Genomic DNA, 13,112 nt, shown 5'->3' on the forward strand with positions numbered 1-13,112 from the left:
GTTTGGAGCGATGAGGTTTGGCGACAACCAAGTGGTAAAAAGTTTTGAGGAGAAACCCGAAGGCGAAGGGGGCTGGATCAACGGCGGCTTCTTCGTGTGTCAACCGGAAGCACTAGACTATATTGAAGGCGACCATATTATGTTTGAGCGGGAACCTATGCGCCAACTGGTATCCAATGGTCAGCTTACCGCCTATAAACACCACCGGTTTTGGCAATGTATGGATACGCTGCGCGACAAGCGCACGTTGGAAGATATGTGGAGTGAAGGAAACCCACAGTGGAAAATTTGGTAGTCTATGAAAAAACTACTCATCACCGGTGGATTAGGAAACCTAGGCAGTTGGCTTACCAATTATTTCGCTCAGCAGTCCGACTACGAAGTGCACGTACTAACGAGTCGCCCCCGGTCTATCATCACCGAGGCGAACTTTCAATTGATTACTTGTGATATTTCAGATGCCCGGCAGGTAGAAGATTCACTTGCACCGCACCGGTTCGATGGCGTGATTCATACGGCCAGCGTCAACGATTATTTTAAACCAAATTTTGCGCGAGACGCGCTATTGGTAAATGCTTTAGGTACTCGTAATTTGTTGGAGCATTTTGCCGGTTACCCGGAGGCTAAGCCCCATTTTGTGTACTTTTCCACCTTTCAAATCTACGGGCGGCGCAGCGGGTTAATTACCGAAGATTTGCCGCCCGAACCTAAGAACGACTACGGAACCACTCATCTGTTTGCTGAATACTACGTGAAGCAATTTCACGCGAATCATCAGTTGCCCTACACTATTTTCCGGCTTACCAATAGCTACGGATGCCCCAAAGACTACAATTCTTCCAAATGGTATTTAGTATTGAACGATCTGGCCCGGATGGCCGCTACCGAGCAGAGAATTATGTTAAAATCCAACGGAAAAGCCACACGTGACTTCATTTGGATGGGCGATGTCTGCCGTATTGTGGAGAAAATACTGCAACTTCCGCAGCCCCCCAACGATACGTTCAATATTTGCGGTGAGCAAACGTTTTCTATGCTAGACGTAGCTGAGGAGGTGCAAACTGCTTATCAGAATGAATATGATAAGCAATTACCAATTATGACCAATGAGCAAGACAAAAATGAGTATCCCGACGATTTGCGGGTGAGCGCCGAGAAACTTAAATCGGTGATAAGTTATTCGCTGACTCAGCGGTTTCAAGAAGAAGCCACTGCTATTTTTCATATGCTAAAGAATAAACCATGAACGTACTGGTCACTGGCCACCAAGGATATATCGGCGCCCACTTAGTGCCACTGCTCATTGAAAACGGCCACACGGTTACCGGTTGTGATATCAACCTCTACCAGGGCACCGCTTGGGAAGAAGTTATTGCACCCCAGACCGAATGGAATCGCGATGTGCGTGACCTACGTACTGACGATTTGCGGGGCTTTGATGCGGTGATGCACCTAGCCGCTTTATCCAACGATCCAATGGGCGATGTTGATGCTGAACTCACCTACCAAATCAATCTGGAAGGCTCGGTAAAACTGGCGGAGATGGCAAAAGAAGCCGGAGTATCACGCTTTCTGTTTGCCAGCAGTTGTTCGATCTACGGCAAAGGTGCCAAGCTAGATATGGACGAGAGCGATCCGGTGAACCCACTTACGGCTTATGCTAAATCTAAGATTGAATCGGAAAAGAGAATTTCAGCGATGGCTGATGAGAATTTCTCGCCCACCTTTCTGCGGAACGCTACTGCCTACGGCCATTCGCCTATGCTTCGTATTGATTTGGTAGTGAATAACTTACTGGCTTGCGCCGTTTCCAAGGGAAATATCGCGATTAAAAGTGACGGCTCGCCCTGGCGTCCGCTCATTCACTGTAAAGATATTGCCCGAGCCTTCGTGGCTTTAGGCGAAGCCTCTCGTGACAAAGTGCACAACCTCATGGTGAATGTAGGCGGAAATAAAGAGAACTTTCAGGTGAAGGATGTAGCTGATGAAGTACAGAAACTGCTACCGGATGCTGAAATCGTGTATACCGGAGAGGTGGGCGAAGACCCCCGCAACTATAAGGTTAACTTTGACTTACTCAACTCTGTACTCCCCAATTTTGAACTGGAGTACACTTTACAAAAAGGAATGCAGGAGCTACACCAAAAACTGGTTGAGCACCAATTCAGCGAACAGGATTTTGAAGGTGACCAGTTTGTCCGACTTCGCACACTTAAAAAGCGATTGAATTTGATTCAGTAACCAGTCACTATTTTCCAAATTTGCAATCAAAATTAACCACTGACCGCCTTCAACTGAAGATTATCACATCAGACGACTTAGATGATATTCATCACTCACACTCTCTGCCAGAAACTGACCGGTATAACACGCTAGGTATTCCTAAAAATAAGGCGACTACAGAAGCAATTGTTCAGCAGTGGCTTCATCAGCAGCGGGTAGAACCTGTTCGCCATTTCTCTTGGCGAATCTCTGACAGAAATAATCAGGATTTTATTGGATTAATTGCCTTGCACTTGGGAGAAGAACGATTTCGATCAGGCAAGGTCTGGTATAAATTACTTCCCTCACATTGGCGACAAGGCTTAGCCACCGAAGCTCTCACCGCAGTACTGAATTTTAGCTTCAGAGCGTTACATTTGCACCGAATTGAAGCGGGTTGCGCCACCGAAAATATCGCTTCGGTTCGGGTGCTGGAAAAAGTGGGTATGCAACGCGAAGGCAGCAAACGGAAGGTATTACCCATACGTGAAAATTGGGTAAATAATTACGAATACGCTATTTTAGAAGAAGATTGGAAGGCAATGTACAATTGACAAAGGATAGTGGAAAATGAAAAAGAACTAATGACTAACCTATCCCGGACTCGTTCCGGAATAGCAGTCAACCATTTAACAATAGAGCAATAGAACCATTGAGTATATGATCTTTACTGAAACCAAACTGGCGGGAGCTTATATTATTGATCTAAAGAAAATTGAAGACGATCGGGGCTTTTTTGCCCGGGCTTTTTGTGCGAATGAATTTCGGGAGCACGGACTGAATCCAGCCGTAGCTCAGTGCAATATGTCACTATCTAAAGAAAAGCATACGCTGCGAGGCTTTCATTACCAAGTGGAAGGAGCGGAAGAAGCCAAAACTGTTCGCTGCATTCGGGGTAGTATCTTAGACGTGATTATTGATCTGCGGAAAGAATCACCCACCTACTGTCAGCACGTGGCGGTAGAACTATCCGCCGATAACCATCGGACGTTGTACGTTCCTGAGCACTTCGCCCACTCGTTTATTACGTTGGAAGATGATTGTGAAGTATTCTACCAAGTATCTGAATTCTACGCCCCCGGTAAAGAACGGGGCATTCGGTGGAATGATCCCACATTTGATGTAGACTGGCCCACCCGGCAGCCCATCGTTTCGGAAAAAGATGCGAATCATCCTGACTTTCAACCGTAAATAATGATTCCCTAAATAAGCGTGAGCTACATCATTTCGCTCTGTGCTTCCTGCACTGCCTCTAACTGAGGCTCTTGTATATCCACTAATCCGGTAGATACATCCCGAATAATTGGGTTGTCTATTTCGGTATTCAGTGATTGTAAGTTATCGATGTTTTGCTGCTGGTCTTTCGCTAAAGCCTCCAGATATGCTTTATCAAATTCACTACCTGAAAGTTGATCCAAGCTATCTATTATCTTTTGCTGAATGGGAGATAGCGACTCCGGAACTTGCGTTTCGGTAGCTTCAGCTAAGTTATTTAGCATGGACAATGCTTGTTCATTAGATTCTACAATAGATTGTCCCAACTGCTTTATTGCTGGATTCTCCGCTTTTCGCTGAGCTATTCGGCTTAGCTGATCCTGCATACGAAAGCTCATAGCGGCCAATAAAACCCGGTCTTGCGGCGATGTAGCATCTTCCGTCAGATCACCAGCATTTTCTTGGGTAGCTACCACCTCCGTTTCAGTAGCACTTTCTTCCGCTGACTGATTACTGCTTCCGCAACTGGTTAGAAAGAATAAGCAGATAGATGTAAAAAAGAAATAGGTTATTCGGTAAGTCATAATTAAAAAAATGGTTTAGGTTCTAAACCATAAACCTCGGCTTGCCTTCAAATGTTTGCTAGGCTCGAGCGGGCAGGGTATACGCTTCTGACTGCTGAAAATAGTATTTCACCAACCCGTAGCCGTAGCCCAGAAATACGATGAAGGCAGTAAAAACACTTAAAAGCCCCACCCGAAGCGATTTATACCGCACAGTACCTTCAACAATAATTGCAGCTGCGTAGAATCCTAGCATAGCCAAAAACATCTGTCCTAAGGAAGGCACAATGAATAGCAGAAGTAAAGTGAGAAGCAGATACGCGTAAAAAGCTAACGGAAGAAAGTAGATAGGCTTTAGGCTACCCGGAAACAGACGCGCCAAATTGATTCGCGACTTTCCAAACCATACCATTTGCTGCCAAAAACCAGCGAGGGTTCGTTTGCGCTTGTGGTAAATGTAGGCTTCAGGAATAAGCCCTACCTTGAAGCCTTGTTGATGCATACGAATGCTCAAGTCAATATCTTCGCCACAATTGGGAAGGCGATAACCACCCGTAGCCTCGTACACTCCCCGCGAAAACCCCATGTTAAAACTTCGGGGATGGTACTCTCCCACTTGTTTTTTACGGCCACGGGTTCCGGCGGTAGTTAGAAAAGAGGTCAACGCAAAATCAACCGCTTTTTGTACTGGAGTGAAAGAAGAGTGTCCCCGATCTGGTCCACCAAAGGCATCGAGCTGTTGTTGTTGAATACCCTGATGCACGTGCTGCAAATAGTCGGGCGGAATTATAATATCGGAATCCAGAATAATAAAGTAGTCACCTTTGGCTTGTTCCATTCCGTAGTTGCGGGAGAACCCCTGTCCGTGGTTGCCAGTAGGCGCGTAGCGAATATCCAATTGGTTTTGAAAATCAGCCACCACTTGATCTGACCGAACAGTAGAGCCACTTTCTACTACGATTACCTCAAAATTGGAGTAGGTTTGCTGGGTCAACCCTTCCAGCACTTCTTGTATGTCTTCGGGACGGTTATACACCGGAATAATCAGTGAATAAAACATACCTACACCATTTTTCTTTCGAGCTGCTGGGTTTTTTCGGTGATCAGATAATCGTTCTTTTTACCCGAGTGGATAGTGATCATCTCTCCTAAAAAGCCTGCCAGAAAAAGCTGTACGCCCAATATTACTGCTACTAATGCCAGATAGAATAACGGCTGATCAGTTACTTCTCGCACTAATAGGCTATTATGAATTCGGTAAATTTTATCAACAATTAACCAAACTGTCACAATTAGCCCAAACAGAAACGAGAGCGAACCTAACGTTCCGAAGAAGTGCATCGGTCGTTTTTTGAACTTAGAAACGAAGTTGATTGAGAGCAGATCGAGAAATCCAAAGACAAACCGCTCTAAGCCAAATTTGGTTACTCCGTACTTTCGTTCCTGGTGCTGCACCACTTTTTCGCCAATACTAGTGTAACCATTGCGAGCCGCAATCATGGGAATGTAGCGGTGCATTTCGCCGTAGACTTCAATATTTTTTATTACCTCCCGACGGTACGATTTCAAACCACAGTTAAAATCGTGCAGCTTCACTCCCGAAATAAGGCGAGTAGTGGCATTGAATAACTTGGAAGGAATGGTTTTGCTAATTGGGTCGTGGCGTTTCTTTTTCCAGCCGGATACTAAATCGTACCCTTGCTCCTGAATCATGGCGTACAGTTCGGGAACCTCTTCGGGGCTATCCTGTAAATCGGCATCCATCGTAATGATTACGTCGCCCTGGGCATGGTCAAACCCGGTTTGCAACGCGGCTGATTTTCCGTAGTTGCGGTTTAGGCGTAGCCCCTGCACATTAGGATTAGCTTCGGAGATTTCCTGAATTACCTTCCACGAGTGATCTCTACTGCCATCGTCTACCAGCAATACTTCGTAGCGAAACCCATGCTCGTCCATTACCCGGGCAACCCAAGTACACAGTTCTACCAGAGATTCTTCTTCATTGTACAGCGGAACAATTATGGACAGATCTTTATTCATTAATCAAACTCTGGTTCTTTCTTCTTAACGATAGCGGCTACAATTAATGAGATAATCAATCCAAAGAATAAATTTCCGGCTAATCCTACCAATTGCCAGGTAAGGCCAAATAGGTTTCGATCCTCCATGGCAGCAGCACTTTCATCAATTTGCTCATCACTCATGCCAAAGCTTTCCCACACCATCACCTGCTGATTGAGTGTTTCCTTTTGAAGTTCTTCAGCAATCTCAGGCGTAAGCACATTGTACTGTAATAAGTTATACATTACAACCAGCACTGCGGCAATAGCATAAATGATAAAAGAAGATTTTAAAGCATTTTTGAAAGAAAGATAACCTCCATTCTTTTTCCGTAGTTCAAACCCAGCTATAAATAGAATAGCTATTGTGATTCCGAATATAAGAAAGCCTATTAGCGGATTCTGGATAAGCTTATAGTCAATCAGAAAAACTCCGGCTGTAAATACTACATTTAAAGCCCCTAGAATTAGGCCATATCTAACCGAGTGGTTCATAAAGCAGTGGGTTAGTGTGATTACAAAGATAACAGAACTTATGAGTTGGAAATGGTACGAGAACGCAAAGATGAAATAATATTAACGGCTAGTGCAATGGTTGCGGTTAAGAAAAAACCAAGCAATAGCTTCTTCAGCAAATCATCCAAGGCAATTTCTGCGGCAGTAATCATAGTAATGGTTTCCTGGGTTTGATTGTATTGCTCTTCGCCAAACTGCTCCAAGAACTCGTCTCGCCTACTTTCCAACGACTGTAATGATGCCTCTTGGTAAGAAGTGACTAGGTTACTATCTACTAACATAACCATATAATCTGTTAAAAACGTGCTCAGGCAAATGGTTCCGTACACTACAATGCCTAGCACCAATCCGTACCAAAACTTCCACTTTCCCTCCCAGTGATAGCGACGAAATTCGGCCAAGGCCAGCAAGGGAAATAATATAAAGATAATAGAATACAAGATCAGTTTTGGGGTGGTCCAAATCAATGGGTTTTCCCCTAACCCCTTCATGGCAAAGAATAAACCAATAGCGATAACGCTACCAACCAGTCCGTATTTTAAGCCTACAGAAAGGATATCCCGGTTAAGTGGTTTTTCCGTCATGGTGCTAAATATTGTTGACCAGCATTAAACACAGCCAGCACCTTTCCGGTAAGTGTGTTGCCCCACCAAGGATGGTTGTTAGATTTAGAAGGGCTAGTTGACTCATTAAAATTCCAGTTTGCTGTTGGGTCGAACACGGTAAGATTAGCAGTTTCACCTTCGGCTATTTTAGGTAGCGGTAGCTTCAGTAACTCGCGCGGTAGATGCGTACAGCGATCCAGTAGCGACCACCACGGTAAGGCCTCGGATACTACCTGAGTCAAAGTAGGTAAGAACGTGGGCAATCCTACCATGCCAAATTCGGCTAGATCAAACTCACAGCGTTTACTTTCAATATCCTGCGGCTGGTGGCTAGATACGATTACGTCAATTGTGCCATCGCTTAAGCCCTTCAATAAAGCCAATCGGTCAGCCTCTGTTCGCAGCGGGGGGTTTACTTTATAGTTCGTATCAAAATCAGCTAGCAGTTGATCCGTCATGATCAACTGATGCGCGGCTACATCGCAGGTGATGGCGAGTTCTTGCTGCTTCGCTTGGCGAATTAATGCTACAGACTCAGCAGCGGAGATATTGCTAAGATGCAATCGGGGCGGGTGATCGTACGCAAACTCGCTAGCATACTGTAACAATCGGATGTGCTGCTCTACCGCTAATGTTTCCGATAGGCTGGGCAGTCCTTTCATTCCTAATAGTGTGCTTTGCACTCCTTCGTGCATGGTGCCGAATTGGGTAAGCTGCGTATCCTCTGGGCGGTTAATTAGCAGTCCGCCAAATTTCTGCGTGTATTGCATTGCTTTCAGCAATACTTGCCGGTGGGTGAGCGCATTCAATCCATCTGAAAAGGCAACCGCGCCGGCTTGGTGAAGGTCAATCATTTCTGTTAGCTCTTGCCCTTCGGCCCCGCGGGTAACGGCAGCTAACGGATGCACTTTCACTAAATCTAATGAGCGACCTAATAGATAATGTAGATCGTTCTTCGTATCCAACACTGGCTCGGTATTGGGAAGCAAAACCACTTCAGTGAACCCTCCCGCGGCCGCGGCCTGGCTACCGGAGAATAAATCTTCCTTATGTTCCAGACCCGGATCATCAAAGTGAGCCTGCATGTCCAACCAGCCCATTGATACTCGTACTTCATCGCCTTCAATTATGCGATCCGCCTGCATGTCCGGGTCAGTTTCATCCGCGGCTTCCAGTCGGGTAATTACTCCGTCCTGGATCAATAAATGAACTCGTTGCTGATGAAATGGGGAAGAAGGCTCGAGAAGGGTAACGGACTTTAACCAGACGTTCATAGGAAGATTGATGACTGCGGACAAAGTTAATAGTTTATCAGTAATAGTCCACTGTCAATAGACTACAGTTGACAGCTTGCTGTATGCCTATTGAAAAAATGTGAGCTGCTAACCGTGGACTGTAGACCAGATGCCGAGTACTATTGGCTGTGGACTAGTATATTTGAACCTTCAACAACGAACGTATGGCACAAGATTACGACAAAATACTGAAGGAAAATATGGAAGCGCTAATTCTTCCATTAGCCGATAAGCTGCTGGGCTTACCCATCAAAACTACAGAGGAGCTACCCGATGATTTATAAACTACGTTGGAACGAAAGCCCGATTTACTAAAACGAGTTACCGCCCACGAAGACAACCAATCCTCCTACTTATTACACATTGAATTTCAGGTGAAAGATGAGCTGACTATGGCTAACAGAATGCTCTTGTACTACGCTATGCTCTGGGAAAAATATCGAGAACCCATAAAACAATATGTAGTATTCATCGGGTCGAGTAAACCCCGCATGGCTACCATTCTGAACCAAGCCCAGCTAGATTATCGCTTTTCTTTAGTAGACATTCGCGAGCTTAATTATCAGAATCTTCTTAATGATGCCACCCAACCGGAAGAAGCTGTGCTAGCAATTCTGAGTAGTTTTAGGAAGCAAGAGGTAGATACTGTTATTCCCAAGATACTACAAAAGCTACAACAGTTAGCTAAAGACGAACGAAAATTAAGGAGATACATTCGACAATCGGGTCGCTGAGCGATCGAGATATTGGCTAACTTACGTCAGCTACAACCAAAAATCATAAAACATACGGAAGCAATGGCACTTACTAACGATATTAAAACGGATGTGCGCTATCAGGAAGGAAAGGAAGAAATGATTGTTGCGATGCTAAAATCTGGATTACTTTCGGATAAGCAGATTGCTCAAATTGCTGATACATCGCTAAAACAAATTCAGAAGATTAGAAAATCAATTGAAAAATAGAATTAATGCTATCTACAAAGTGAGCTAAGCCGCTTACAAAAAACGAATCAGCAGAATTTCAACTAGCAGACTAGCCAAAGCTAACAGTAGAGCGTATTTCCACAAAGCAACCTGATCATTTTTGGATTGCATTAGGGCGGTAAAGCCTTCAACGTCGTCGGCTTCGTACAAAGAAACGCCTTTTACTCCATCAATTTGCTGCTGAAGATCATCAACCGTATAGGGCTCTACCAGTGACTCTAGCTCGGTATTGTTAAAAGATAGTGAGAGTAACCCTACGGCACTGTTTGCTGCATCGGCCGCTTCTTCAGTACGAATTAAATCGTAGAATCCAGCCTCAATCACATTTTGAGGTACCTCCATCAACAATCGTCCATTCACAACTCGTTGCGAGGGAATCAGTTCCTGTTCATTACGGCGTAGTTTGTACAAGTAGCGTTGCCCTGTCGCCGTACGGCTGGCCGAATCTAGTAAGCGTGAAGCTTCCAGGGTGATGGTATTCTCGTCCATCGGATAGTACAACGGCACGTCTAATGATTTGCTCATGGAAGCCAGGCGATACATCACCGGAACAAAGATCGCGTGGCGATATAGGCTAGTAAACTCCTGTCGCAACGGAGTGCTAAACACAAAAACCTGATCGCCCGAGGTAAAAGGCGTTCGCAGCGAGAGCAGATACGGATCGCCTGTTTTGTAACGTAGCAACGAACTACCCGGCAGGTTGTGATTCACTAATGGGACAGCAAAGGGCATATCAAAATTATCGGCACCCCCCTCAAACATATTGTCGAAAAAGGGATTCGCCAAATCAGGATTTGCCAAGGCAACGGTACGTACTCCGGTGGAATCTGTATAGGTTTGCCGTTGAGCGGCTAATGATGTGTTTTGAGTAACTTCGCCAAGAAAAGAAACATCGCCACTCGAGGGTAGAATAAATACCATATGCCCTTCGTCTTCCAGAAATTCGCGAATATAGGGTAACAGCACCGAGGCGTTTTGATTACCTCCTTCTATCTCATTTAAGATCAACAGGTTGGTATTATCTAATAGGCTATAATCTAGATTATCAATGCTGAAAGATTGGAAATTGAAAACACTTTCGTTGGCATATACTCTAGCTACATTCGTCGTACTGTTTATCCGGTTAGCTGCCAAGTTAGAAGTGATCTCCAGCACATTAATTTTATCACCTAAATTGAGCGTGAAGAAAAACTCGTTATCAAAAGTGACGGGATAATCTTCAAAGACAATCCGACACTGATTTTGCTGTTCCAGTGGAAAGTTAAGCGGGAAATTGACAGTATTAGTCGCGTAAGCGTTGATATTAACACTGCCACTACCCACTTGCTGCTCATTAATTAACAAGCGCACAATGAGATTTTCTACCGATTCACTTCCCTCGTTTCGCAACGCTACAGTTAGTTCATTAGCTTGCCCAGCCATCATAAATGGATTAGCCAAGTACATTGAGTCTACGAATACATTATGCCGATACGAGGATTGTACCGGTACCAGATTCACTTGTAAGGTAGTATCTTCACCCAGTTTGCTTCCCTGTATTTCACCAATGGTAGATTTTTGAAAATCAGAGATTAAGTATACGTCTGCCCGCTCTACTTCACTACCCTGCATACCCATTAGCTGCACATCGCTTTGAATTTTCTGTAAAACCTCATCCAGGCTACGGGCTACTCCGGTGAGGGAAACATCGGCTACCAGATCAATTAACTCTTCGTTACTTTTGGGTACTCGGGAAAAACCTCCAAAACCATTAGTTAGCAGTTTGTACTGAGCATTGCGCGGATAGTAGGTTGCAATTTCATCCACAAAACCAACTCCTTGATCAATACCTCGCACCCCATTTTCTAGTTCCGACGACATGCTGAGCGAATTATCCAGGTATAAATATACCAGTGGATTTTCTCCCGATCCTGCTTCATCATTTTCTCCGGGTAGATAAGGTTGGGCAAAGGTGAGAACTAAAAACGTGATGAACGCCAAGCGGGCTAATAAAATGAGCAGGTGCTTTACCTTCAGTTTGGAGGTGGTCGTCTCCTTGACATTTTTCAGAAACTGATTGTTGCTGAAATATATCTTTTTGGTACGCCGAAAATTAAACAAGTGGATAATAATCGGAATAGCCAATGCTAGTAAACCCCACAAAAACGATGGATAAACAAAACTCATGCGCTAGCTGATTGGAAAGTAACGATCTACTAATTCTCGAAAACAGGCATCCCCCCCCCGTCGTTCCAAAACAATATCAGCAATCTCACGAATAGCCGGAGAGGCATCAGCCGGACAGGCAGAAACACCCACTTTTTGCATCACCTCACGGTCATTAATATCATCGCCCATAAATAGTACTTCTGAGTACTGTATGCCCAACGTCTTCATCCAACCCTCTAGTATCTGCGTTTTGGGTTCGCTACCCACATAGCAATATTCTACTCCTAACATTTGCGCTCGATGCTCTACATTCTTGGCACTATGGCTAGCACTGATAAACGCTACTGGCATGCCCTGCCGATTAAGTCGTTTAATAGCCATTCCATCTTTAGCGTTGTATTTTTTAAAAGCGTCGCCTTTATCAGTTATATAAATACCACCGTCGGTTAGCGTGCCGTCTACATCTAAAACAAGTAAGCGGATTTTGCTAGGGTCAATGTTCATCAGAGTTCAGAGTTCAGAGTTCAGAGTTCAGAGTTCAAAGTAGTAAACATATCGTAATTCAGCACTCTGAACACAAAACTCTAAACCCTAAAACTTAGTATTTTTTAGCTTTGGGTTGCCCTTTTACTAAATCTGTACGAATTGTCTGATTTTTTCTTTCCTAGCTACAAAACAAAATCTAACTAATGTTTGGCAGATCGTTCATCTAGCTTAACCTTTTAGTAGCTATAGATGGTGACTACGGCTGATTCGTCTTTTTTTGCGCTAGTAGCTCTATAATTCGCTCTCTTCTGACAATTAGTGCCCCAAGGCTCTCCTTAGATACTCCTTTAATCATTCTGTAATCATACACTGGCTCATCATTTTCTAGTTTTGTATTGAATGACCTAAAGAAAACACTCTTCTTATCACCAAGCTTTTCGGCTATCTCTATTATATGAGTTGAGATTAAGAAGAGACTATCTGGTATATTTGCTAGAGCAGATATGATCGATAACGATGATTCAGAGGCATCTTTCACATTGGTTCCCCTAAATAGTTCGTCAAAAATCACAATCATTTTACCTTCTTCCTTAATTCTATAAGCAGCTTCTTTAACTCGCTTAACCTCGTGGTAAAAGTGGCTATACCCTTGATTCAAATCATCTGAAAGATTGATAGTAGTAAACAATCCGTTGGAAACAGTTGTAGTCATCTTTTTAGCAGGTACCGGCAAGCCTAAGTGCGATAAATAAACGGCGATGGCAAAGGATTTTAAAAAGGTTGATTTTCCGGACATATTAGCTCCGGTAAGAAAACAAAGGTTACCTGAAGTACCAATTATAAAATCGTTACTAACTGGATGCTCTAACAACGGATGAAATAAGCCTTCAACTTCAATACTGGGATTAGAAGAGTTTAAGTATTCAGGATATTGCAAGTTCAGATTGGTAGCAGTTTTAGCGACTGCTTCGTAAGC

16 protein-coding genes are annotated in these 13,112 nt (G+C 44.0%); 7 read left to right on the forward strand and 9 right to left on the reverse strand.

What is annotated here, in order from left to right:
- The 5 genes from WBA23_RS03025 to rfbC form a co-directional block, all read left to right on the forward strand.
- The coding region (locus WBA23_RS03025) for a sugar phosphate nucleotidyltransferase (RefSeq protein WP_424580770.1) at positions 1 to 295 on the forward strand (295 nt) is incomplete at its 5' end.
- Between the two features lie 3 nt (positions 296 to 298).
- A complete protein-coding gene (locus tag WBA23_RS03030; protein WP_424580771.1) occupies positions 299 to 1,246 on the forward strand; it encodes an NAD-dependent epimerase/dehydratase family protein in 948 nt (315 codons plus the stop codon).
- A complete protein-coding gene (locus WBA23_RS03035) occupies positions 1,243 to 2,241 on the forward strand; it encodes an NAD-dependent epimerase/dehydratase family protein (protein WP_424580772.1) in 999 nt (332 codons plus the stop codon). Before WBA23_RS03030 ends, WBA23_RS03035 begins: the two co-directional genes overlap by 4 nt.
- A gap of 20 nt (positions 2,242 to 2,261) precedes the next feature.
- Positions 2,262 to 2,816 carry a GNAT family N-acetyltransferase gene (locus WBA23_RS03040; protein WP_424580773.1) on the forward strand — a complete coding sequence of 185 codons (555 nt, stop codon included), beginning with the start codon at positions 2,262 to 2,264 and terminating at the stop codon, positions 2,814 to 2,816.
- Positions 2,817 to 2,922: 106 nt separating this feature from the next.
- A complete protein-coding gene (gene rfbC, locus WBA23_RS03045; RefSeq protein WP_424580774.1) occupies positions 2,923 to 3,453 on the forward strand; it encodes a dTDP-4-dehydrorhamnose 3,5-epimerase in 531 nt (176 codons plus the stop codon).
- Positions 3,454 to 3,479: 26 nt separating this feature from the next.
- Here the strand turns inward: rfbC and WBA23_RS03050 are convergent, their stop codons facing one another.
- Genes WBA23_RS03050 through WBA23_RS03075 form a run of 6 tightly spaced genes read right to left on the reverse strand, consistent with a single transcriptional unit; the run spans position 3,480 to position 8,495 of the window.
- Positions 3,480 to 4,061, reverse strand: coding sequence for a DUF4142 domain-containing protein (locus WBA23_RS03050; protein WP_424580775.1), 582 nt, complete (start codon positions 4,059 to 4,061; stop codon positions 3,480 to 3,482).
- 58 nt (positions 4,062 to 4,119) lie between these two features.
- Entirely contained in the window at positions 4,120 to 5,100 is a 981-nt protein-coding gene (locus WBA23_RS03055; RefSeq protein WP_424580776.1) for a glycosyltransferase, read from the reverse strand.
- 2 nt (positions 5,101 to 5,102) lie between these two features.
- Positions 5,103 to 6,080, reverse strand: a complete 978-nt coding sequence (locus WBA23_RS03060) for a glycosyltransferase family 2 protein (RefSeq protein ID WP_424580777.1) — start codon at positions 6,078 to 6,080, stop codon at positions 5,103 to 5,105.
- On the reverse strand, positions 6,080 to 6,595 hold the full coding sequence (locus WBA23_RS03065; protein WP_424580778.1) for a DUF4199 domain-containing protein: 516 nt from the start codon (positions 6,593 to 6,595) through the stop codon (positions 6,080 to 6,082). Before WBA23_RS03065 ends, WBA23_RS03060 begins: the two co-directional genes overlap by 1 nt.
- Before the next feature lie 38 nt (positions 6,596 to 6,633).
- Entirely contained in the window at positions 6,634 to 7,200 is a 567-nt protein-coding gene (locus tag WBA23_RS03070) for a DUF4199 family protein (RefSeq protein ID WP_424580779.1), read from the reverse strand.
- Positions 7,197 to 8,495 (reverse strand): dihydroorotase, encoded by a 1,299-nt coding sequence (locus WBA23_RS03075; protein WP_424580780.1) that lies wholly within the window; start codon positions 8,493 to 8,495, stop codon positions 7,197 to 7,199. Before WBA23_RS03075 ends, WBA23_RS03070 begins: the two co-directional genes overlap by 4 nt.
- A 311-nt stretch (positions 8,496 to 8,806) precedes the next feature.
- Between WBA23_RS03075 and WBA23_RS03080 the strand changes: the two genes are divergently transcribed.
- Together WBA23_RS03080 and WBA23_RS03085 are read left to right on the forward strand one after the other, a co-directional pair.
- Positions 8,807 to 9,250: a hypothetical protein gene (locus tag WBA23_RS03080; RefSeq protein ID WP_424580781.1), complete on the forward strand. Its 444-nt coding sequence runs from the start codon at positions 8,807 to 8,809 to the stop codon at positions 9,248 to 9,250.
- A gap of 63 nt (positions 9,251 to 9,313) precedes the next feature.
- Entirely contained in the window at positions 9,314 to 9,481 is a 168-nt protein-coding gene (locus WBA23_RS03085) for a hypothetical protein (RefSeq protein WP_424580782.1), read from the forward strand.
- Positions 9,482 to 9,514: 33 nt separating this feature from the next.
- On the opposite strand, the gene WBA23_RS03090 is transcribed toward WBA23_RS03085, so the two are convergent.
- The 3 genes from WBA23_RS03090 to WBA23_RS03100 form a co-directional block, all read right to left on the reverse strand.
- Complete coding sequence (locus WBA23_RS03090) at positions 9,515 to 11,668, reverse strand: BatA domain-containing protein (RefSeq protein WP_424580783.1); 2,154 nt, start codon at positions 11,666 to 11,668, stop codon at positions 9,515 to 9,517.
- A gap of 3 nt (positions 11,669 to 11,671) precedes the next feature.
- The gene (locus WBA23_RS03095; protein ID WP_424580784.1) at positions 11,672 to 12,154 is read right to left on the reverse strand and encodes a KdsC family phosphatase; all 483 of its coding nucleotides are present in this window, start codon (positions 12,152 to 12,154) and stop codon (positions 11,672 to 11,674) included.
- A 238-nt stretch (positions 12,155 to 12,392) separates the two neighbouring features.
- Positions 12,393 to 13,112 (reverse strand): MutS-related protein (locus tag WBA23_RS03100; protein WP_424580785.1); only part of this gene is annotated, 720 nt, incomplete at its 5' end.

This window comes from Tunicatimonas sp. (genome assembly GCF_049647865.1).
Taxonomy (GTDB): Bacteria; Bacteroidota; Bacteroidia; order Cytophagales; family Cyclobacteriaceae; genus Tunicatimonas.

What these genes read in the sequence shown, in the direction of transcription:
- WBA23_RS03075 (WP_424580780.1), bottom strand. Translation starts at nt 8,495, where the DNA reads ATGAACGTCTGGTTAAAGTCCGTTACCCTTCTCGAGCCTTCTTCCCCA.
- WBA23_RS03055 (WP_424580776.1), bottom strand. Translation starts at nt 5,100, where the DNA reads ATGTTTTATTCACTGATTATTCCGGTGTATAACCGTCCCGAAGACATA.
- WBA23_RS03085 (WP_424580782.1), top strand. Translation starts at nt 9,314, where the DNA reads ATGGCACTTACTAACGATATTAAAACGGATGTGCGCTATCAGGAAGGA.
- WBA23_RS03060 (WP_424580777.1), bottom strand. Translation starts at nt 6,080, where the DNA reads ATGAATAAAGATCTGTCCATAATTGTTCCGCTGTACAATGAAGAAGAA.
- WBA23_RS03035 (WP_424580772.1), top strand. Translation starts at nt 1,243, where the DNA reads ATGAACGTACTGGTCACTGGCCACCAAGGATATATCGGCGCCCACTTA.
- WBA23_RS03030 (WP_424580771.1), top strand. Translation starts at nt 299, where the DNA reads ATGAAAAAACTACTCATCACCGGTGGATTAGGAAACCTAGGCAGTTGG.
- rfbC (WP_424580774.1), top strand. Translation starts at nt 2,923, where the DNA reads ATGATCTTTACTGAAACCAAACTGGCGGGAGCTTATATTATTGATCTA.
- WBA23_RS03095 (WP_424580784.1), bottom strand. Translation starts at nt 12,154, where the DNA reads ATGAACATTGACCCTAGCAAAATCCGCTTACTTGTTTTAGATGTAGAC.
- WBA23_RS03090 (WP_424580783.1), bottom strand. Translation starts at nt 11,668, where the DNA reads ATGAGTTTTGTTTATCCATCGTTTTTGTGGGGTTTACTAGCATTGGCT.
- WBA23_RS03050 (WP_424580775.1), bottom strand. Translation starts at nt 4,061, where the DNA reads ATGACTTACCGAATAACCTATTTCTTTTTTACATCTATCTGCTTATTC.
- WBA23_RS03065 (WP_424580778.1), bottom strand. Translation starts at nt 6,595, where the DNA reads ATGAACCACTCGGTTAGATATGGCCTAATTCTAGGGGCTTTAAATGTA.
- WBA23_RS03070 (WP_424580779.1), bottom strand. Translation starts at nt 7,200, where the DNA reads ATGACGGAAAAACCACTTAACCGGGATATCCTTTCTGTAGGCTTAAAA.